Annotated in this window: 18 protein-coding genes and 1 tRNA gene; 7 read left to right on the forward strand and 12 right to left on the reverse strand. The window is 45.0% G+C overall.

Going from position 1 to position 22,555, the window contains the following annotated elements:
- Positions 1-31 precede the first annotated feature (31 nt).
- The 6 genes from M0R36_03185 to M0R36_03210 are packed head-to-tail and all read right to left on the reverse strand — an operon-like array spanning position 32 to position 6,518.
- Positions 32-1,180, reverse strand: a complete 1,149-nt coding sequence (locus M0R36_03185; GenBank protein ID MCK9554806.1) for a DUF4159 domain-containing protein — start codon at positions 1,178-1,180, stop codon at positions 32-34.
- A 5-nt stretch (positions 1,181-1,185) separates the two neighbouring features.
- The gene (locus tag M0R36_03190) at positions 1,186-1,614 is read right to left on the reverse strand and encodes a biopolymer transporter ExbD (protein ID MCK9554807.1); all 429 of its coding nucleotides are present in this window, start codon (positions 1,612-1,614) and stop codon (positions 1,186-1,188) included.
- A complete protein-coding gene (locus M0R36_03195) occupies positions 1,611-2,051 on the reverse strand; it encodes a biopolymer transporter ExbD (protein MCK9554808.1) in 441 nt (146 codons plus the stop codon). The genes M0R36_03190 and M0R36_03195 overlap by 4 nt, the downstream gene beginning before the upstream one ends.
- The gene (locus tag M0R36_03200; GenBank protein ID MCK9554809.1) at positions 2,048-2,902 is read right to left on the reverse strand and encodes a MotA/TolQ/ExbB proton channel family protein; all 855 of its coding nucleotides are present in this window, start codon (positions 2,900-2,902) and stop codon (positions 2,048-2,050) included. Before M0R36_03200 ends, M0R36_03195 begins: the two co-directional genes overlap by 4 nt.
- 15 nt (positions 2,903-2,917) lie before the next feature.
- Entirely contained in the window at positions 2,918-3,709 is a 792-nt protein-coding gene (locus tag M0R36_03205) for a hypothetical protein (GenBank protein ID MCK9554810.1), read from the reverse strand.
- Positions 3,696-6,518 carry a tetratricopeptide repeat protein gene (locus M0R36_03210; protein ID MCK9554811.1) on the reverse strand — a complete coding sequence of 941 codons (2,823 nt, stop codon included), beginning with the start codon at positions 6,516-6,518 and terminating at the stop codon, positions 3,696-3,698. The genes M0R36_03205 and M0R36_03210 overlap by 14 nt, the downstream gene beginning before the upstream one ends.
- Positions 6,519-6,662: 144 nt before the next feature.
- Here M0R36_03210 and M0R36_03215 point away from each other — a divergent pair, with 144 nt between their 5' ends.
- Complete coding sequence (locus M0R36_03215; GenBank protein MCK9554812.1) at positions 6,663-10,082, forward strand: alpha-amylase family glycosyl hydrolase; 3,420 nt, start codon at positions 6,663-6,665, stop codon at positions 10,080-10,082.
- 5 nt (positions 10,083-10,087) lie between these two features.
- Here M0R36_03215 and M0R36_03220 read toward each other — a convergent pair whose 3' ends face one another.
- From M0R36_03220 to M0R36_03230, 3 genes are read right to left on the reverse strand one after another with little or no spacing between them, the layout of a single operon-like run.
- A complete protein-coding gene (locus M0R36_03220; GenBank protein MCK9554813.1) occupies positions 10,088-10,918 on the reverse strand; it encodes an AsmA family protein in 831 nt (276 codons plus the stop codon).
- 17 nt (positions 10,919-10,935) lie between these two features.
- Positions 10,936-12,114 carry a hypothetical protein gene (locus M0R36_03225; GenBank protein MCK9554814.1) on the reverse strand — a complete coding sequence of 393 codons (1,179 nt, stop codon included), beginning with the start codon at positions 12,112-12,114 and terminating at the stop codon, positions 10,936-10,938.
- Positions 12,115-12,118: 4 nt separating this feature from the next.
- A complete protein-coding gene (locus tag M0R36_03230; protein ID MCK9554815.1) occupies positions 12,119-14,173 on the reverse strand; it encodes a hypothetical protein in 2,055 nt (684 codons plus the stop codon).
- Between the two features lie 140 nt (positions 14,174-14,313).
- On the opposite strand from M0R36_03230, the gene M0R36_03235 reads away from it, so the two are divergent.
- Positions 14,314-14,389, forward strand: a tRNA-Asn gene (locus tag M0R36_03235).
- A gap of 189 nt (positions 14,390-14,578) precedes the next feature.
- On the forward strand, positions 14,579-14,986 hold the full coding sequence (locus tag M0R36_03240) for a hypothetical protein (GenBank protein ID MCK9554816.1): 408 nt from the start codon (positions 14,579-14,581) through the stop codon (positions 14,984-14,986).
- A gap of 623 nt (positions 14,987-15,609) precedes the next feature.
- Here the strand turns inward: M0R36_03240 and M0R36_03245 are convergent.
- The 3 genes from M0R36_03245 to M0R36_03255 are packed head-to-tail and all read right to left on the reverse strand — an operon-like array spanning position 15,610 to position 16,962.
- On the reverse strand, positions 15,610-15,984 hold the full coding sequence (locus tag M0R36_03245) for a hypothetical protein (GenBank protein ID MCK9554817.1): 375 nt from the start codon (positions 15,982-15,984) through the stop codon (positions 15,610-15,612).
- 10 nt (positions 15,985-15,994) lie between these two features.
- The gene (locus tag M0R36_03250; GenBank protein ID MCK9554818.1) at positions 15,995-16,186 is read right to left on the reverse strand and encodes a hypothetical protein; all 192 of its coding nucleotides are present in this window, start codon (positions 16,184-16,186) and stop codon (positions 15,995-15,997) included.
- A gap of 5 nt (positions 16,187-16,191) precedes the next feature.
- Positions 16,192-16,962, reverse strand: a complete 771-nt coding sequence (locus M0R36_03255; protein ID MCK9554819.1) for a restriction endonuclease — start codon at positions 16,960-16,962, stop codon at positions 16,192-16,194.
- Between the two features lie 137 nt (positions 16,963-17,099).
- On the opposite strand from M0R36_03255, the gene M0R36_03260 reads away from it, so the two are divergent.
- The 4 genes from M0R36_03260 to M0R36_03275 all read left to right on the forward strand — a co-directional run bounded on the left by M0R36_03260 (position 17,100) and on the right by M0R36_03275 (position 22,555).
- Positions 17,100-17,417, forward strand: coding sequence for a hypothetical protein (locus tag M0R36_03260; protein ID MCK9554820.1), 318 nt, complete (start codon positions 17,100-17,102; stop codon positions 17,415-17,417).
- Positions 17,414-17,704, forward strand: coding sequence for a type II toxin-antitoxin system MqsA family antitoxin (locus tag M0R36_03265; protein MCK9554821.1), 291 nt, complete (start codon positions 17,414-17,416; stop codon positions 17,702-17,704). Before M0R36_03260 ends, M0R36_03265 begins: the two co-directional genes overlap by 4 nt.
- A 94-nt stretch (positions 17,705-17,798) precedes the next feature.
- Positions 17,799-18,158 (forward strand): FMN-binding protein, encoded by a 360-nt coding sequence (locus M0R36_03270; protein MCK9554822.1) that lies wholly within the window; start codon positions 17,799-17,801, stop codon positions 18,156-18,158.
- A gap of 521 nt (positions 18,159-18,679) precedes the next feature.
- On the forward strand, positions 18,680-22,555 hold the full coding sequence (locus tag M0R36_03275; GenBank protein MCK9554823.1) for an autotransporter domain-containing protein: 3,876 nt from the start codon (positions 18,680-18,682) through the stop codon (positions 22,553-22,555).

The raw sequence follows: 22,555 nt of genomic DNA on the forward strand, positions 1-22,555 counted from the left end.
AAATAATCTTAACAACCCTGTTTTCAACCTGTCACCTCAAAAGCAAATACACAACCACATTAATTCCCATCTTATAGGCGTCTTTTATGGATTCGAGCTCGACATTCTCGTAATTCACCTTGTCTCCCCATTTACCCAGTCTCTGATAAAGGTTGTCGTCATCTCCCTTATACCAGTTAAAGTCTATTTCATCCCTGTCATTCAAACCCGTCATCCATAAATCACCGTAATCGTTGAGAGTGTAGATAACCACTATCCTGTCCCTGATTTTTATCGCTTCGGTCGTATCGTTTTTCCAGTTCATCCCGCCGGGAAGTTTATTGAAAGTATAAAAAGAATTATATACGGGATGATTGATATCTATCTCTTCGAACTCCCTGTCAGGCAAAACCCTTTTCATCTCTCTCCTGAAAGCCATATCAAACCTGGAACGCCTGCCGGGAAGGCTGTTATCGCAATAAACAGCGCCGCCTTTTAAGAGATATTTCCTCAAATTAAGGACTTCTTCTTCGGTAAACGTAAAATTATCGTGGCCTGTCATGTACACAAACGGCGCTTTAAAAATCTCATTTGAATCCACGCTCCTTACAAGGATGTCGGCGCTGGCTTCTATGTTCGTCCAGCGGTTTATCTGCTCTATCAGGTTTATAACTCCCCCGAACTGGCAATCCCAGTCTCCTCCCGCATATTTCGCTACGCTGAGCTGTATTTTGGCTTTCGTGTTTTTACCTCTCCCAGATAACTCGAACTTTTCGACAAAATCCTTATAATCCTGTTTTCTGTCATCCTGCCTTTTAACAAATTCTCTCTCGGATGAGATCTTGGGGGTTTCGGCTTTCACAAGCTCGGGTTTTACCGCCGTCTGTTTCTTAAAAAGGCTTTCTTCAACGACTTTCTGCACTTCAAGCGTTTTCTTTTTCACCGGCAGTTTCTTAGCCATCTGCACGGGGACTTCCCTGACCATCTCTTTCCTCAACTGCCTGAGGTCCACTTTCTGTATCGGAGTTGATTTGCTTAAAAATTTCCCGCTCAGGAGCGCGTTATCGGTTACGGGCCTTACGATATATATGGAACCGAGAACAAGGAGGACTATCACGTGAAATAAAATCGCGGATGTAAGATAAGGCGCTTCTTTGAAACTTTTTTTCAGGAACCTGTATATTCTAAGTTTGTTTATCATTTTTCTCAATCTTCCGAAAGGAACGATATGCTGCCGATTTTGGCAGCGGCGCAGGCGTTAAGGACATCAACGACACGGCCGTGCTTTACGCCTTTCTCAATATCGATAATAACACCCTGTTTTTCGTAAACCATTTGCAGTTTATATAACATCGTTGTAAGCTCATCGAGCGTCTCGCTTTCCGGGGAATCATATTCTTTGTTGTTCACAAAAACACTGTTGCCGCTTTTTATTGTAATCAGCACCTCATCCGGGATCTCATCCGCCTGCGCCTGCTCGGCGGACTGTGTCGGGATATCAACGCCAAGCTGGGTCTCCTGTATCTTCAGGCTCGACGTGCTTATAAAAAATATTAAAAGCAGAAAGACGACATCTATCATGGGAGCTATTTCAAAATCTGTCTTTTCCGTTGAAGAGTCTTTTGAGAATTTCACCTGTTTCCTCCGCCCGCGGGATTTTCCTCTTTATAAGTGGCAAACCACACTTTCCATATCCCCTTTTGAGCGCAAAGCTCCATAATCTTCATAACATGCTTATGGTCCGTATCTTTATCGCCCCTTATCAAAACCGAGGCTATTTCCTGTTTTTCCAGGATACCCGAAATCTGTTTTCCCAGCTGTTCAGGCGTATAAGTATAATTCTGGAAAGTTATCATCCCCGCATTATCCACGTTAACGACCATTCTTCCTTCAGTTGTTTCCTCCGTCTTTGATTTGTCGGCAACAGGAAGGTCGATGCCTTCCCTGCTTTCAAGGTCGTGGAACGTCGAAGCGCACATGAAGAAAATGAGCAGAAGAAACACCACATCTATCATGGGCGCCATCTGAAAACCCATTTCCTCGAATTTACCCGATTTTTTCGATACTCTCACTGTTGTTTTTCTTCCCCTGTATTTTCCGCCCGGCCGGTCTGCTGCGGATTTTCTTCCCCGGGCGTTTCAGCTGTCATCTGCCCGTCCGGCTGTTCTTCGGCCTGTGAATCTCCGGCGCTTTCATTTTTATAAGACGCTCTGGAATAAATCTTATCTATTATCACATCCACTTTTTCTTCGGATACGGCGATGAGATTCGCAATATGCGTTTTAAAATAAAAATAGAACGCCATGGCCGGAATCGCGACTATCAGCCCGAAAGCCGTGGTTACAAGAGCTTCACCTACGCTGGAAGCCAGAAGGGACGGCTTACCCGCCGCGCCGGCAAAAGCTATCGCGTTAAAGGATTTTATCATACCGGACACCGTTCCCAGCAGGCCCAGCATCGGGGCGATAGTCGCTATGACAGAAAGATAATTGACCATTACTTTAAGCGCTTCGCCCTCTCTTTCCCCTCTTTCTTCAATAGCTTTTTCCATGTTGTCCCTGCCCAGATGGGCTTTTTTCAGGCCCGCGAGCAGTATTTTCGCGAAAAAGGAATCGTTTTCCACACAGGAATTCGCGACGCCCTGCAGGTTTCCCCCGTCAATATCTTTTTCTATGGAATCGAGAAAAGAGGTCGGTATCAATTTTTCGCGGGAAAGAGTCATAAAACTTCTTATGATGATATAGACCATAACCACGGAAACCAGGCCGATGATTATCATCATTATCCCGCCTTCTCTTACCGTCTGCCACAGGGTTTTCCCTTTTTGAGCGGAATCATCCCGGGCCGGTTCCTGGCAAAAGGCGGCCGATACGATGCATATAATAAATATTACAGCTAAAAAACAACAAAGAATTTTTTTCATCCTGTTCTCCTTTATTTAAAGATTATTCATTCTTTTATAGGCTTCTTTCCCTGCTCCGGAAGAAGGGCTGATTTCGTAAATTTCCTTATAAAGGCCTTTCGCAAGTTCCGGTTTTCCCGTCTTATCAAGACATTCGGCGGCAAGCATTTTAGATTCGGCCACCAGTTCGGGCGTCTCGGGATAAAGGACATCGATTGACAACAGTTTCATAGCGGCTTCCTCATATTTTCCCTCCGCCATAAGACGCATGCCTTCTATGTAGCAGTAAAACGCCATATCACCCTTTTCTATCGATTTTTCCCTGTCTTTGTAAGAATCCACCTGCAGGGGCCGGACTTCACCCGCCCGCAGCCGGCAGTAATCGGCCCTTATCGAACAGTGGAGGATAAGACTCTTATCTCCTGTCTCGTCCATAACTTTCCTGTAGAAAACAACCGCTTTATCGGGTTTATCGAGCGCCAGGTAACAGTCGGCTATTTTTGAAATTATACTGTCTCCGCTGACAAGCGGGTCCGGGTTCTGCAGCAGTTCATGATAAGCTTTTATCGCCTCTATAAACTTTCCCCGGCCGAAATATTCTTCCGCGGTCTTATATCCTTCGGAATAAAGGGATTCAAGTTTCACGTCTTCTTTATTAACCGTCATTTCACCGTACTGGTCCAGCTTCACGGTCAGCTCCCCGTTTTCATCTTTGACAATCTCGCCGTTTATAACCTGTCCGTTTTTAAGCTCGATGACTCTCGCTTCCGAAGCGGCCGAAACGGCAAAAAGTATAAGCGCCATTGCTATCAGGCTATATTTTCCCATTAAATTCCTCTTTCGCTTTTGCCGCCGCATCCGTATCCGCAAAATCATTTAACAGCTCCTCATAACACTGGCGGCTTTCCTCTCTCTTCCCCTCCCCGCTTAAAATCTCAACGCATTTCAGCAGCGCCTTCGAAGCGATGTCCCTGTCATCGCCGTAAAGGAGCGAAATTTTCCTGAAGTTCATTAAAGCCTTGTCCGTCTGTCCGGAAGACTCATAGCACCCGGCAATCCCGTAAAGCACAGCCGGTTTCCTGATTTCGGGAGCTTCCCTTAAAAGTTTTTTCCATATCTCAAGGCTGCCTTCATAATCGCCGTTATCCATAAGGGTGACGGCCAGTTTATACCTTGCCTCTTCAAGCGGGATATCAACCGCGTCCGCGATATCCATTTTCAGCGCGGCTTTCACCTCTTCAAGGCTTTCGCTGTTTTTGCCGCGGGCCCTCAGTATATCGGACAGGCCTATCCTGCTCATAAAAACAAGTTCCCGGTCATCGCTGTTTTTCGAGATTAACTCTTCAAGCAAAGGTCCGGCGTCATCATACCTGCCGAGCAGAATATCCGTCTGCGACACGATATAAATTTCCCAGGGGGAAAGTTCCTGGAAAGCCGACCGGACGCTTATCCCGAGATACTTTTTCCCCGAATCGGGGATATCCGCATTTATTACAGCGCCGGCGATGATATCCGCTTTCCATTTCCCGCTTTCCGAGACGGCAGATTTTTTTAACATATCCATCCACTGTTTTTTAAGGTTTTCATCCTTCTGCTCAACCGCCATATCCATAAGATTTTTCAGGGACAGGCAGACATACCTGCTTTTATCGTCTCCGGAGGAAAAAATCCCGATATATTTGTTAAACGCGGATTCTGTTTTCCCCATATTCTGTTCCAGGAAAGCCGCGCGGTATTTGAATTTGGCTTTGTCTCCGTCGGTTTTGGCGTTGTTATACGCCAGCAGGTACATTTCGACTTTCGCGTCGTTTCTTCCCGCGCCGGTGTAATATTTGTCAAGCCAGGAATAACAATCTTTAGTAACCTCGGAACCGGGATAGTTCTTTATTATATCGAGCATTGTTTTCTCGGTCTGCTCATAATCGCCCTTGTTCGCGTAAGCCTGGGCTATATCAAAATCCACAAGGACTTTTTTATATTCCGTGTTGAGCCTGGACTTGTCGATAGACGACAGCTCCTTAATGGCGTCATCGTTCCTGTTGAGGTTTATAAGGCAGGCGCCTATCTGTATCAGGATATCGGGAGCGTCATCGGAACCCGGATTCTTGCCCAGGTAGTCCCTGTAATACTGCAGGGCTTCGTCATATTTCCCCGCCGCGAAAAACACGTTGGCTTTTTCTCTTCTTGCCCTCGAGGCATACTCATCGGAAGGATATTCCGCTATCAGAGCGTCAAAATACACTACGGATTCATCCGTTTTCCCTTCATTATTCAGGCACACGCCCATCCCGAAAAGGCTCTCGGGAATGATAGCGGGGTCGTGTTTATCTTTATCCGTAATGATTCCGGAATATATTTCCGAGGCTTTTTTATAATCGGACTGCTCGATAAAAGCCGCCGCTTTCAGCGCTTTTGCCTCCGAATATATATCAGGCCGGGAACTGTTTTCCACGCACCTTGAGAATTCCGTTATCGCCTCGCCGTATTTCTTCCCGGCAAAAAACCTTTTGCCTATCGTCAGGAACGCGATAGCGACTTCCTCATCTTTGGGAAAAGTTTTTTCCATCCTGCCTGCTATGCTGAGACACCTGTCCACTTCGCCGAGTTCAAAATAACAGTATATAAGCTCCTTATAAGCCTGCTTCACATAATATTCATCTTCTATGTTTTCAATGATATAATCCGAAAGGATGATATCGCGGTAAAGGCTTCCCATATCGCGGTAACACAGGCATCTTCTCATATACGCCACAAGACCTATGTCCTGTTCGGCGTCGATTTCCCGGTACTCTTTTGTCAGCTTATTAAGCGATTCCGTTATCTGCGACCTTTCCCGTCCTGAAGATTCTTTCTGCCAGATTTCTTCTCTCTGCTTTCTCAGGACACTTATCCTGCCGGCAAGTTCGGACAACACTTCCTGTTTGGTTTTCACGTTGCGGTAGTTTTCTATGGCTTTCATCTTATTGCCCGATTCGTCATATATCTCGGCGATAAGGAACAGGGCTTTATTCGCCAGGATAGGGTTACCCGATGATGAGACAAGTTCTTTGAGGATTCCCACGGCTTTTTCGGCGCTTCCCTCTTTTTTATAAATAAAAGCTTTCAGGAAGAGCGCCTGACTCTTCGCTTCCGCGGAAGGCGGAGAGCTGATTATCGAATCGAGTATTTTTACCGCGTTACCGTACTCCCGCGCGAAATAATAATTATAAGCCTTCTTAAAAATAAACTGGCTCTTGATATCCGGATTCTGATATTTATTGACGGCGTCATCTATAATGCTGTTTGACTGGCTGTATTCCTTTTTAGCGCTGTAGCAATCCGCAAGAAGCAGGTAACATAAAGGGGTAACATTATCTTCGGGAAACTCTTTTATCATCCTTCTTAACGCGCTGACGGCCTTGTCATATTCTCCGGAGCCGAAATACGCGAACCCCAGGTTGTAATACGCCACCGGGACAAGCTCATGCGTGGGAAAATCTTCCGCTATGGTTTTGAAACAGGCCGCGGCCGGAACATAATCCGCCGCATCCAGCAGTTCTTCGCCTTTCCTGAAACTGTCCAGGGCTTCATCGGAAAATGAAACCTGACATATTAAAACAAGAAAAAATCCTATAAATATTCTGATTCTGCTGAACATATTCCAAATATCTTTTTGTGTATACGGACAATACAAACATTGACTATATCATATAATATTAAGACAAAGCGTTTAAATGGACAAGATTAAAACCGCAAATAATATCTGTGTTTAACCGGTTTATTTTAGTATAATTTATTTTCTATGGTTAAAAAACCTATAAAAGTTAAACGGTATTTCCCCCTTGAATTCCAGCTGTCAAAACGCCAGTGGGACACTTACAGGCTTAAAGAAGGCATCTTTAACGATCCGGAAGAACCGAAACCTCCGTGCCTGCCGCTTATAAGGAAAATCGTAAAAAGGATTTATGAGATTAAAGGCCATGAGCTTTTCGCGAAAAATCCTCTCAGGGCGGGAAAGCTTAACGCCGCCGGGCTTATAAACGAGGTTTTCCGGCATATCATAATGTTATACGAGAACAACACCAACCCGGAAGCGTTGAAGAAAACGCTGGATTACTCTTCAAAAAAAATGAAATCCCCGGATTTCCTCGAAACTTTCATCAGCCATTTCCCGCCCTACGACGTAATAAGGGCCAGGCGCGCGGAAAAGGAATACCTGCTGAACAAAACCGATTCAATGCCCAACACGGAACTTACCGCCCTTGAAATGATTCTTCTCCACCTGGCCAACAAAAACAAGGCCGTTTCCTCTTACCGCGAATTCTTCGACGACAAAGAACTGTCGGAGAAAACCCCTTACGCTAAAACACTGAAAGCTTTCAGGGAATTCCTTGATAAAGAGCCGGGGTTCGGCAAAAACAACAAACCCATAATAGATTTTCTTTTAGAACCCATACAGGCCTCGGAAGATTCGCTTGAAGGCCAGTTGAAATATATAAAAGATAACTGGGCGGAATTTCTCCCGGAAGATATATTAAACAGGATATTAACGGCGCTCGACGTCCTGAAAGAAGAGGAGAAAGAAGGATGGCTCGGGAAAGGGCCCAATCTGGTAATGCGCTTTAAGGACCTGTCGGATTACCCGGAATACGCGAAATATACCCATTCGCCGGAATATGAACATTTCTCCGAAGACAAAAACTGGATGTCGAAAGTTGTCATAATAGCCAAGAGCACCTACGTGTGGCTCGACCAATTATCGAAAAAATATTCCAGGCCCATAAATAAAATCGACCTGATCCCCGACGAAGAGCTCGACCGGCTCGCAGACTGGGGTTTTACCGGCCTCTGGCTTATAGGAATATGGGAAAGAAGCCCGGCGTCACAGAAAATAAAACAGATTTGCGGAAATCCCGAGGCCCTGGCATCGGCTTATTCTCTTTACGATTACACCATAAGCGCAGACCTCGGCGGCGAAACCGCTTTCCAATCACTCAAAGCAAGGGCCTGGCAGAGAGGGATACGGCTCGCGACAGATGTGGTCCCCAACCATATGGGCGTCTATTCAAAATGGGTAATAGAACACCCCGACTGGTTTATCCAGCTTGATTATCCTCCTTATCCGGGTTACAGCTTTTCAGGTCCGGACATTTCCGATGACCAACGGGTTTCGATACAGATAGAAGACGGTTACTGGACAAAAAGAGACGCCGCGGTGGTTTTCAAGCGCTACGACAAACATACGGGCTCCACAAAATACATGTACCACGGCAACGACGGCACAAGCATGCCATGGAACGACACGGCTCAACTTAACTTTTTAAAAGAAGAAGTAAGGGAAGCCGTCATACAATCCATTTTAAATGTCGCTAGGCATTTCAGCATCATCCGGCTTGACGCGGCCATGACGCTCGCGAAAAGGCATTACCAGAGGCTCTGGTTTCCCCATCCCGGAACCGGCGGCGGCATCCCTTCGCGCGCGGAAAACGGTTTAAGCACCGAAGATTTCAACCGCCTGATGCCGCGCGAATTCTGGAGAGAAGTCGTGGACAGGGTGAATAAGGAACTGCCCGATACACTGCTTCTCGCGGAAGCGTTCTGGCTGATGGAAGGGTTTTTTGTCCGCACGCTCGGGATGCACAGGGTTTACAACAGCTCTTTTATGAATATGCTTAAAATGGAAGAGAACCAGAAATACCGCCAGGTCGTCAAAAACATCCTTGAATTCAACCCGCAGATATTAAAACGGTTTGTTAATTTCCAGAACAACCCCGACGAAGAAACCGCGGTCGCGCAGTTCGGCAAAGGCGATAAATATTTCGGCGTCTGCCTGATGATGGTAACCATGCCCGGGCTTCCGATGTTCGGCCACGGCCAGATAGAGGGGTTCGCCGAGAAATACGGCATGGAATACCGGAAAGCCTACCGGGACGAAGAAACCGACTGGGACCTTGTAAAACGCCATGAAGCCGACATCTTTCCCCTGATGAAAAAGCGGCACCTGTTCAGCGAAGTCGATAATTTTCTTATGTACGATTTTTACAGGAATGACGGTTCCGTTGATGAAAATGTCTTCGCATTCTCGAATATTTGCGGAGGGGAAAAGGGCCTCGTAATATATCACAATAAATACGCGTCGACATCCGGATGGATAAAATCTTCCTGCGCGATCTCAGTTGAAACCGGACGCGGGAAAAGGCATCTCATCCGGAAAACACTCGCGGAAGGCTTGAATATAAAAAATTCCGAAAACACTTTCTATCTCTTCAGGGACTACAAGTCGGGACTCCAGTACATAAGAAACGGCCGCGACCTCCATGAAAAAGGCCTGTTCCTCGGACTTGAAGCTTACCAGTACCATTCATTCCTCGACTTCAGCGAAATCGAAGACACTAAAGGGCATTACAGGGAAATCGCGCGGCTGCTCGACGGGAAAGGCATATATGATATCCGGGAAATGCTGCGGGAAATGATACTTTCCCCTGTCCACAACTCTCTTTGCCATATAATCAATAACCATTTTATCAAAGAACTGCTTGTGCAGGATAAAAGAGCGTCGGAAGACTTACCGAACCGCCTCGAAAAGTTTTACGGCGCGGTCAAATCCTATTATGAATCCGCCGCCGACATAAAAACCATCGCCAAAGACGCCAAAAAGGAATTTGACAGCCTTTTGGACATCGCCAAATCCCCCAAAACCGGAAAAACAGGGCAATATCTGCATTCGCAGGATTTGGACAGCGTCAATTTTTTCAAAAAAGCCGTCCTGATAATCATCTTAAAACATCTTAAGGAAATATACGCCGCGGACAATATGCGGATAATCGAAGAATTATCGCTCGAGAAAGCAATCTTCCGGGAACTTAAAGAAACAGGGCAGGACGACCTCCCGGCTTCGCAGGACAGCCTGCTCCTTAAAATCGTCTCGTCGTATCCCGAAGGGCTCGGCGAGGCGAAAACCGAAAAACCGAAAGACGCGTTAAACCGCATATTCAAAGACGGCTTTGTATCCCATTACCTTGATTTTAACGAATACGAGGGCATCCTGTGGTTTAACAAGGAAAAATTCGAGATTCTGCTCTACTGGCTTTTCATCACCGCGCTGATCAACAGCCGGGAACCAGGAAAATCCGCAACCCTTTATAAGCCTGTATCGGAAATTTACAAGGCGCTGCAGAAATCCGAATATAAAGTCAACAAACTTCTGGAACTTATCGCTTAATTCTCTTATTTTCCAAACAGCCCTTTGAATTTATCTTTTATGGAGTCAACCGATCCTTTCACGCCTTCCTTAACTCCCTCGATATTTTCTCCGTCCGTTATATTTTTGAGCTGGTCAACGGCCTGCGTCGCCTGTTCACTGACGCCCGATACAATATCTGAAATACTGCCTTCAAGCGCCTTTAAATTGAAGTTGGCAAGCTGCGCGATCGTTGTTTTCGCGAGTGTCCTCGTAACAAGAAGCGTCACAAGTTTGTAGGGATCGGTAATATTCTCAAATTCCTCATCTATATTTATATCGAAAGAATAGACTTCGGGTGTTTTGCCTTTTGAATAATCTTTATAGACCGCTTTATCTATTTTCAGGCGCAGTTTATCTATCTGCCATGTCATAGGCCGGGTTTCCGCGGGTTTTTCCGCCGCAACTTTTTTCGCTTCCGCGGGTTTTTCTCCCTTTTCGGCAACAACTTTAAGCGCGTTCAGGTTCAACTCGCCCTTCGCGTTTTTTATGACAGACAGTTCCGCAAGATGTATTTTCATGTCTTCAAGATGCACGTGCTTTTTCAGCATCGCTTTTACATCGCAATCGACATATATTGCGGGGAAATCGAACATTATTTTGTCTTCGAATTCCGCCGGGTTCCTGAGCTTAAGCCCTTTAATGTCCACCGTCTGGTTCTGCAGGCCGATTGCAAGGCTCTCCATTGTAAGTTGGAGGCCTGTCATATCTTTCACGGCTTTCTCTATCGCGCCTTTAATGATAGTATCTTTAAAGACAATCAGGCCGGCGACAACAACAAGTATTATCACTATTACGGTCAGTAAAAACTTTTTCATATTCATCCCCCCGATTTTTAAAATTTAAATTCCGAAAAAGGATTAAACCCTTTCCTGACAAACAAATACCACGCGCTTGAATGGACATTTATTCCCGTCATATCAGTCGGGTCGTCAGGCCACCTGCTCTGATTCGCCACTCCCGGAAGCCCGCGCGTTCCCGGATAATACCTGCTTTCCATTATCGCTTTTTCCGTTTCGGCCAGGTAATATTTTTCTCTCTTCTTATCTCCCATGGCCTGGAATGCCGATACAATCTCGATTGTGCACGATAATTCAAGGCGGCCTTCCGTATAGTCTTGCGGCATATAGGCAAACCCGGCCATTTCTTTGCCGGACGCGTCTGCTGTTACGCTGAGTTTATAATTTTTCTCAAAAAATTCCAACGGATATTTATCCGCGTCAAGAAACACAAGATACGCCCATGCCTGAAGTTCGCTGTCAGTTTCGGAAACCGTCGTGCCTATCCTTATGCGCTTCTCACCGGGTATATACATGGAATCAAGAAACTCCTTTATCTCATTTCTGACAGATGCTTTATCTTCAAAAGGGGCAAGGGCGGCGTACGCGTCAAGATTTCCTTCGGACGATTTTGCCCTGAGCATTGTCCTGCCGTCCCCCGTAAATCCGTACCAGAGCCCGAAATCCCCCGTCTCATAAATCTCATTACCCTCTTTGTCCTGCATATCGCCCAGCCAGTCGGCTATCGCTTTCATCATATCATCATATTGCCGCTCCCCTGTTTCGCTCTTATAAAAATTAAGCGCCATGAGCAGCCAGGAGTTATCGCCTACCCACCTGTAAGAATTCCAGTCCGCCTCGCCGCTGGATGGGCGCCTCATCTGCAAAAATCCCCTTTGGGTTATGCCTGGGCCCGAAAATTCTTCCGCTTTTTTATTTAAAAAATAATCAAATATCTTTCCGGCTCTTTCATAATCCCCGTAAAGGGTAAACACCATAGCCGCCGTTGAAAGCTGGTAAGTCGAACAGATATCAACTCCTTCGGCGCCCTGAAAAAGCCCGTTTTCATTCTGGGCCGAGCAGAACCATTCATACACGGATTTTTCCTTATCATCGGCAAACCGGGTTTCCGCGGAATAAACGGGGCGGGCGGCAAAAAGGGAAACAAAAAACAGCAAAACCAAAAATAATCTTCTGAAAATAAACTCTTTAAAATCTGTTTTTCTGATTTTCATTTTATTAAAAACCGAAGATAATTTCCTTTGAACAGGGTGGCAGACTGATTGTTCCCGCCTTCGCGGACGCGGTTTCCCGGCCGTTGATTTTCATATATTTTATTTTTTTATTTACAGGTATTTTGATTTTAAATCCGCCTGAAGGAGGCGCTTTCATCCCTATATCAAGCCTGATAACTTTTTCTCCTGCAAGACATTCAAGCCTGAAACTGATTTTTCCGAAATGCGTCGGGGCATCTTTAACTTCAATGCTTTTTCCCTCTTCAAACCAGCTTTCAGGAACAGCCGGGCAAAGAACGATTTGATTGTTTTCCTCTCTTATGAGCATATTCCTCAAAAGCAGGATATAAAACGCCGCCGACCAGCCGTGCGGAACATCGCCTATGATGCCGACCGCTATTTCCCATTTCCCGTTTTTATCCTTTTTCGCGGGCATAGCTTCCATCCAGCCGCCGGGGCACGACTGGTTTTTTATTCCCCACTCGATATTCTTCAGCGCAACATCTTCCATACCCAGATACATCATCGGATGGGCAAGCAAAAAATTGTATCCCCAGAAAACTTTCTCATATTCAACAAACCATCCGCCGTCATAAGAAGAAAAACTTCCTGCCTTCTTCCAGTATTTTTTATATGACTCTTTAAAAAGCTTTTCCGGTATTTTTAGGCCGAGGCTCCTTCCGGGGAATAACGCCGGGCGGTGAGCCCATGCCATCTGTGTATCGCCGAGAATCCTGTGTCCGCCGTCAACTTTCCTGTCCGCGGGAGGCCAGTAATCGGCAAAAGCCGGCATATAGGATATCTTTTCTCTTTTTAAGACTTTTTCAAGGCTGTCATTAATCGCGTTTTCCAAAGACAAGTATTCTTTTTTAAGCCACAGGATATCTTTTGTCTTCTTAAGCGTTTTCGCCGCAAACACGGCGCACCTCAAGCCGACAAGCGCCCACCAGTTATCAAGATAAAGATGGGCGTGCGTCCCGAAATTATCCTGGCTCACCGAGGTATGAAGCAACCCGTAGAACGGGGATTTTTTAAGCTCCGGTGAAAGCTGGGGCGCTCTTTTGGATTTAATCAACCCCGCGCTTTTGATAATGCGGGGATACACTTCCTTTAAGTACTTAACATCCCTGTTCAACCTGAAATGGTCGAAAAGCGCGAAAACGCTTCCCCCGAGCCCGTCAAGGTAACCGTCCCCTATCCTGTAATTGAAAACATCGAGGGCCTTCTCCGCAATATTGCGCAGGCCGGAAATATCAATGGCATTGACAATTTCCACCGCATCGTGCAGATAAAAATACTTATAATTCAGAGGGCCGGGGCAGATTTCTTTGCCTTTCATCATTATAAGAAGATAGTAGAGCGAGGAATAAAACAGGTCGGCATACCGTTTATCGGGCAGTTCCAGTTTAAGGGGAATAATATCATCCCAGTATTTTTCGGTTTCGGAGAGTTTCTTATCAAAATCAATATTCTTAAAAGAAAAATTTGCGGCCGCTTCCCCTGAAGGGACACATATATAAACCGATTTTTCTTTACCGGCGTCCAGATTTAACCCGCAGGATAAAACCGCCCTGCCCTTATCAAACTTAGAGGCCGCGCCTTTTATATAAATACATTCTACCCCGTTGACTTTCAGGGAACTTTTACTGCCCGGCTCGACTTTCTCTATTCCCGCCGATTTGAACCTCAAAAGCGGATTGGGAACAACATCTATGACTAAAACCAGTTTTTTACTGTTTCTATCCTTATTGGTTATGGAAACGCGGGCAAGGTTTAAAACCCCGTTTCCCTTATGCTTCGCGGCAAAGATAGTCTCTTCGACAGAGCACGCACCGGCCTGCCATTTGATGATATTTATGGGGAATCTGCCTTTGTGAAGCGACCAATCGGTTTTTAATCTTTCGGGGTCGTAAATTTTGCCGGAGGTTTTATCAAATAAACTGAACTTCAGCTGGAAAGGATACGGTTCAGGGGCAAAAGAGCCGTCTTTTCCGATGAAGGTATTCCACGGATAAGCCGTCCACCCCGCCAGCCCTCTTGAATTTTCAATGTTATTCAAAAAAGCACCCCCTATAGATTAAAGAAAATATCACCAAGCGTCCAAAATAGCAAGAGATACTAAGCGCCCAATAATAGGTTGACAAATCCGCCTAATTCACTATAATTTCACAGTCTATACTGTTCTTTAAAAACATTTGTTCCCCTGTAGCTCAGTTGGTAGAGCGGATGGCTGTTAACCATTAGGTCGCTGGTTCGAGTCCAGCCGGGGGAGCCAGTTTGAAATAAAAAACCCTGCTCATTTATTGAGTAGGGTTTTTTATTAAACAGAGCAATCGAGATTAGAAATTAGAAAATCAATTGCGGTCTAATGCTCTATTGTTCTAGTTTCCCCCCCAACAAACACCTTGTAAAACCCCGCTTAATCTGATATTTTAGCTTTAAGAAACCATAGGAGAAACTGATAGTGAAATGGTGGCAAATTCATCTTATCGTGCTGTCATCTTTAACCCTTGCAGCTTGTTTTTTTATCTGTTTTATTCTCTTCGTTTTAGCGTGGGGAGGAATCGATTCCAGTTGGCTTACAAAATCCCCTGAGCTTATAGTAGCGGCTAATGTTTTATCTATACCTCTCTATATATACGCCTTGTCGAAGGGCTGGAAATATGTATATAACACTTCTATAAACTTAATATGTATAACTCTATCTCTTCATTACGCAACACCTGATCAGTTCACCACAGATGACAGAGTATTTGTTACATCTATCACCTTAGGCATTCTGGGAATAACCACATCAATTCTTTTCTCTTTCTTTTCAAGAAAAAAGCGGAAAAAAGGAAATAGCATCAACCCTCCAGCAAATCAGTCTTAAGCGTCTCAAAATAAACACCTTGCAAAATCGCATCTATTTTGATAATCTGTCTTCTGCAATTTGCAGAAGAATGATGTTTTAAGTTGTAAACTAACTTTGACATTCTATTTATAACAAGCAATTTAACTCATTATCCGAATGTAAGATAAAAAACTTTTCGGATATGGACGAAAGCCCTTAAGCTGAAAAGTTTGAGGGCTTTTTAGTTTTGAGAAAGGAAAATATAATGAGAGCGAATGAAAATGGGGACGGTTCTAATTAATAAACGGAGCTATATACCTTGTTTCCGCCTTCAATTAGGTGTTTACCCTTAGTTAATATTGATCCGATCAATATCTTGTAAAATCATACTTAATCTGATAACTTAATCTTTTCAATCTGGAAAATTAAAAACATCCAGAACAATCAAAGGCTATATGATTAAGAAAAACCGGGAAGATATAAAAACTTTACTGGATTATATATGGAAAGATGAAGAGACTCATTATCAATCTTCTCCACACAAAAATCATATTTTTGTTGTTTTGAAACGACTGGCAAAAAGAATTAACTATAAGAATGCTTAATAAACCGTTTTCAAAATGCAAAAACTTATAAGAGGGAATTCCATCACTCTTTCCCCATCACCCAAAAATAACCGACGACCAAGCACAACCTCCGTCTACCCAGGAAACCTTATTATTCGGCCCCCAACAGATATGGCTTCTTTTACTTATAAGTTCCTCCATAAATCCTGAAAGCTCATCAATGTTTTTCTTAACCCCCGCGATATCTTCCGCTGTCGCGGGAATCCAGAATGTCCACATATCATCTTCCCAGTCGGGCGAAGTATATTCCCTGAAACAGCAAATAAATAACTGCCCGCAGCTAACACATTTCACAACTCCCACATCAAGATGGCTCGATTCAAGAATGCTTTCCTCGACCCATGTCTGATTTTTGAGATTATTGTGGGTGAGCTTACCTTCTTTCGCCAAGTCTATTAAATGACAACCCATATATCTCCCGTCAAACATACCACAACTGAAACTGCGGATAGGTTTCCCTGTCGTCAAAATCCAGATATTTATCATCTTCCCATACAATTTCGGTAAAAGTTTCTAGATCCTCGCTGTATCCCCGGCACATCACTTTTAACCTTATAAAAGGATTAAAGCGGAGGATCAATTTCGCTAATTTTGGTGAAAGATTAATAGCCATAATTTTTATGTAAGCCGGTAATAACCGCGGGAAACAAAATCTAAATAACCTTTGTCCCGCAGTAACTGTAATTGCTGCCGAATTTTATCTTTAATATGCTTGTTGTCCGGATGTAATTTGCTTAATTCCCCTTCAAAAGTATATATTTCATCAAGTGTAAATTCTCTTTTGCCGAGTTTATCGACACAGCGCATAACATCAAGCAGCCAACCTTTTGCCGATATCTCTTTTTCTTCTCTTAAGAACAATGTTTTTCGCCAATTACTAAGCACTTTTTTCTTCGACTCGATTTGCCTGTTGTGAACAAAGAATATTTTCCCTGTTTGTGGAATATTATTAAGGATAATATTACAGCCAACCCAGCCGGCTCGCCGGGCTGTCAGGGCAAGAGGTTTTCTCTTCTCTATTATTTCCGGAACGAAAAAATGTTTAGGGATAACCAGAAAGTTTATTACTTCAAGGTTCGCCAAATCATAATTCAGCAGGAAAAAATTCGGGTTGTTACTGCTTGTAAGCCGCTCAAGCATTGTGCGGTACGCGCCGTCCACAATTTTTGTCCCGAGAGCGCTCTGCTTGCTTTTCAGTTCGTAATCTTCACGACAATTCACGCAATAGAAATCGGCAACGGGCTGGTTATTGGGATATTTATCAATATTAAGATGACCGCAGTTCGGGCAAAAAACGGAATTATCAACCCATTGTTCAGTCAGGATACGCGCTTTTTGTGAAGCGTTTTTGTAGTTTGCCGCCAGTTTTTTATCAAGTATTAGCTTCATATTTCAAAACATCCGAATTAATTTAACATAATAAAACAAATGGAGCAATTCCTTAATTTTGCATCGTGATTAGGAAAAGATTCCCTTGACAAGTATACGCCATTGACGTATAGTCTAAACATAGGAAAAGAAATAATATGCATATAATAGAAACTCCAATCTTTACCAAAAAAATAACAAATTTTCTTTCTGATGAAGAGTATGGCGAGTTGCAATGGGCACTTATAATTAATCCCGAAGCCGGATTAGTTATTCCGGGATGTAAAGGTTTGAGGAAATTGCGATGGACATCTTCTGGAAAGGGAAAAAGAGGCGGGCTAAGAATTATCTATTATCTATACGTAAAAGATGAAGTAATATATATGTTATTACCATATAAAAAGTCAGAACAAAAAGATTTAACAAAAAAACAAATGAAGATTTTAAGTAATCACGTGAAGGGCGGTGTATTATGAAAAAGAATGATTTTCAAGAATTATTAACAAGCATTGACCAAGCTCGAGAAATACATAAGCGCAAGTTAAAGCCGGGTAGAATTTTCAAATTTAATCCCGCGGCTGTGAAAAGAATACGCAAAAAACTTCACGTATCTCAATCCGAATTTGCTTATATGATAGGAGTGAGTATAAACACATTACAAAATTGGGAGCAAGGAAGAAGAAAACCCGAAGGACCTGCATTAGCATTGCTCAAAATAGCGGACACCAACCCAAAAACTATCCTTACTGCTTTACATATTTAGCCGGCCTATGCATCAGCAAAGCAGATTAGGGGTCAGACCTTGAAATGTGAAAAGAAAAAACAATAATATCCCTCTTTTAAACCTTACTGGTATAATGAAAACAACAAAGCAAAGGTTGATCATGAAAAAGTTTTACAGCCCGATAATACTGGTTTCGACAATTCTTATCATCTTCGCATATTACGCGCATGCTGACAGCAAAAGCTATGTGGACGGGGTTTATACCGGAGAACACTCGTTCGTAAAAGTCCGTGTCACGGTCGAAGACGGGAAGATATCGGACATTGAAATTCTCAGTCACGGAGGAGGAGGAAAAAAATACGAAAAGATGATAGAGCCGCTGAAATCAGATATTATCAAAGCTCAATCCACAGAAGTAGATTCCATAACCGGGGCAACAGTCAGCAGTAAAAACCTAAAAAAAGCCGTGGAAAACGCGCTGAAACCAAAATAAACAGGCCGCCTACTTTTTCTCAAATTGCATTTTATTAAGGAACGCTTTCCATTCGCCTCTCTGAGAGGTGATGAGACTCAAAATAAAGGGTACCGCTGCCCCCTTTTAAACTCAAAAGAAAATCTTGTGGGTAATCCGGGTAATTTCCTGTTTGAGTTTAACCATTTAAGAAGACATGAAGAATTGAATTATATCTCTCCTCTGATAAACTTCAAAAAGTTACCGAATTACTGAGCTAGTACATCTGCCCCTATTTTCTTGCGCAAATAAAACACCACAAAATATTTTATTTAAAATTGATAATCCGCTTAAATTCAGTTACAATGCAAACAAATAAGCAGCTGACAATGCCAAAGAGTTGGATTGAATGATATTCAGCCTTTGGGAAGAAGAGAGAGCTCCGACAATCGGAAAAAATTTAATACATCTTTCTCCCCAAAAGAAGATTCTCCCCGCCCAACTTTATTCCGCTTATTAAGAGATTTTATATAAGCAGTGATTAGCCAAAAACGGAGAGAAAGATGAAAAGAGCCCCGCTTTTTTTGATATCAATTTTTTTAAGTTTTGCTGCTTGTCCCCTGTTTGTTAGTGCGGAAGTGCAGGACATCGGAGCCGGCAGTACGCCGGTAGATCCTTTGACCGGACAGGTGGACGGCGTAAATTTCACTGCGGACGGAGAAGCTACACTGACTGACGGGCAGCCTCTAAATTCTAATTTCACCAATCCTGTTGCCGCGACAACCGAAGAGGACGGCACCGGCACTCTTACTTTTACCGGTTCTTCTCTTGTTTGGGGTAATGCCGGCGAAGAGGATGGAGCCCTGAAAACCGTAAATCTAACGGGCGATAACACGACGACGGTAGAGATTACGGACAACCTCTATGCCAATACCTTAAACTTCGGCGGTGATGGCGAATCAATAATAGGCGGTATGATTACTCTCGGCACTGTTACCAACAGCAGCGGCGTCAATAACTCCGGCAACCTCTTTTTCCATAACAGTTCCACTGTAACAGGCAACGTTGGCGCAGCCGGCGCCGCGCTTAACACTGTTTGCTATGACGATAATAACGGGGTAATAGATCTCCAGGGAGACGTCTTTGCCGCTACCCTGAGCTTTGGCGAGGGAGAAGAGCACAGCGAGGGCGAAATACAGATAGACGGAACAGCTGCACTCGGCGTTGTTTCCACCCTTTACGACGACTTCGGCACCCTAACGTTCGGAGGAAATGCCACTGTAACAGGTAACACCGGCGGAGCGGGCGTTATGCTTAAAGTCATAAACGCCGACGGTGAGAGCACACTAATAGATCTTCAGGGTGATGTTTATGCCGGCGTCTTAAACTTCGGCGGCGACGGCGAAGTGCGGTTACATGAGACGATGAGTTTTGACAGCGTTACCAATACTACAAGCGGCCAAGGGACTCTTACATTAAATGGCGCCGCCGCGCTTACCTGTGATATCGGTTCAACCGGAGCCGGAATTAAACTTCTAAATGTCGGTTACGGCCTTGTAACTCTTGACGGCGATATTCTCGCGGTTGCCACCAATTTCGCGGGTGATAATGAACTTCAAATTGCCGACGGACACAGTATTACCGGCGCCGTTACAACATTCACGAATAACACAGGCACACTGACATTCGCGGGCACCAGCACAATGACAGGGCAGATTGGGACAAGCACTAATCTTCTTAAAAAGGTGAATGTCGGAGCCTGGCCCGCAAAGGTTACATTCAACAATGATATCTACGCTACAGAAATCTATGTTGAAGACGACGGTGAAATCGAATTCGCCGATGGCGTGGATTACAATCGGAATGCCGCGGCGGGCAGTATTACTACCGAAAGCGATAGTTACGGTTATTTACTCTTTAAAGGTTCCAGTGTCATAAACGCTTCTGTCGGCACAACTGATGATCACTTTTATGAGATAAGGCTTGATTTCGCCGATCCTTCATCTGTAGCACAGATTACAGGCGATACTTATGTTGCGTACAACGGTGTAAACTTCGACCACGACGGTGAATTGCAGGTGGATGGGGATTTCTACGGGCCGGTTGAGAACGACAGCGGAATCGCTGACACCGCTACTATTACCTTTGGCGGCAATGCTGAGATAGATTGGCTGGGCGGGGCCGGCGTCAACACACTCAAAACAGTAAACGCAAACGGCACCGGCACTTTAGTAGAAGGCGCTGATTTCTATACCCAGACCATAAACTTTGGCGGCGACGGCGAAGTGCGGTTACATGAGACGATGAGTTTTGACAGCGTTACCAATACTACAAGCGGGCAAGGGACTCTTACATTACATGGTGCCGCCGCGCTTACCTGTGATATCGGTTCAACCGGAGACGGAATTAAACTTCTAAATGTCGGTTACGGTCTTGTAACTCTTGACGGCGACATTCTCTCTCTCTCCACCAATTTCGCGGGCGACAATGAACTGCGTCTTGCCGACGGCAGCAGTATTACCGGCGCCGTTACAAATACGACGAGCGGCGAGGGCACGCTTACATTACAAGGCGCTCACGCGCTTGTCGGTAATATCGGTTCCACCGGCGCGGGGCTCAAACTTTTAACAGTCGGGAACGGCCTCGTAACCATTGACGGAGATATTCTCGCTCTCGCCACCAATTTCGCGGGCGATAATGAACTGCGTCTTGCCGACGGCCACAGCATTACCGGCGCCGTTACAACATCAGGCAGCGGCACGGGAACTCTCACATTTGACGGCGCGACAACTACCGGCGGGGATATCGGCGTCGCCGGCACTCCCCTGAAAGCAGTCAATTTTAACGGAGCCGCCACGCTGGCCCATAACATTGCCGCTACAACGACGACAATCGCAGCGGGCAGCACTACAACTTGTAACGGAGACAGAACTGTTACGGGTAACCTTACGCTTGCCGCGGCAGCCAACGCCGTACTGGATATAGGAACCACCACCCTTGATGTTACCGGAGTTTATACGCAAAACAATCTTTCAAAATTAAACGTCGGGGTAAACGGAACAACGGCGGGACAGATTACCTCCGCAAGCAGCGCGGTTGTGAGCGCCGCAAGCGCGCTAAACCTCACTGTTTCCGATTACGTACCGAGCAATACCACTTTCACCATTATCGACGGGGCGGCAGGGGCAGGCGTTAATGTTCCCGGCATAATCAGCTCAAACAGCCCCATACTTACTTTTTCCGGAACGGTTGTAAACGGAGACCTTTTCATTACGGCCAATCGTACCAACACATACAATACTATAGCTTCCGGTAACGCCGGAGCGGTGGGCGCGATCCTCGAACAGATAGGCGCCGCAGGCGCCACCGGCGATATGCTCACAATATTGGACGCGCTCGATAGTCTGCCCGATAATGCGAGCATTCAGGATGCGCTTGATACGCTCGTTCCCCTGTTCGACAGCGGCGTGCTTAACGGCAGTAACACTATGCTCAACCAGTTTATAGGAATATCGACGGGCAGACTGGAAGGACTGTTCGCAGAGGCTCATAATTCCGGAAACGGAACAACGGGTATTTCCGCGGGAGACAACGAGCGCAAAGGTATAGATATCTGGGGTCAGGGCTTCGGCGAATATCTGCGCCAGAAACCGCGCGGTGTAAGCAACGGTTATCGCGCAACCATATGGGGTACCGCCGTCGGCGGAGATATTCCCGCTTTCGACGACAAAGTCCGCCTGGGTATCAGCGGAGGATATGCCCGGAGTGACATCAATTCAAAAGACAACCACGGACAGACCGATATAGACAGTTACCAGGGCACTTTGTACGCCGGTTATATTGACGGAGAGAAACCGTATTATGTTAATGGCGCATTCTCGTTCGCGTATAACACATACAAAAGTTCAAGGCGTATAGTTATCGGAACTGACACAAGAACCGCAAAATCCGATTACGACGGCCAGCAGTATTCGGTTATAGTTGACGGTGGATACACTTTCAGTGTGGAGCAATTTCGTATAACCCCTATTGCGTCGTTGCAGTATATGCGCCTGCACCTTGAGAGCTATACAGAAACCAACGCAGACGCGCTTAACCTGAAAGTCAAAAGTCAGAACTATGATATGTTACAATCCGGCCTCGGGATGAAATTCGAGCGCCCTTATGAGACAGAACTCGGCACTTTGATTCCCGAAATCCATGCCAGGTGGCTTTATGATTTCATAGGGGATAAACAGGAAACTACTTCAACGTTCTCCGGAGGCGGAGGTTCATTCGCAACCGAGGGTTTCGATCCCGCGCAGAACTCGCTTAATGTCGGGTGCAAGTTAGTCCTTATTACAAAAGGTAACTGGGATTTCGAAGCCAATTACGATTTCGAATATAAGGAAGATTTTTTAGCCCATACGGGCTGGGTAAACATCAGATATAACTTTTAA

The sequence above is a fragment of the bacterium genome, assembly GCA_023228325.1.
Classification (GTDB): Bacteria; Auribacterota; UBA6266; order UBA6266; family UBA6266; genus UBA6266.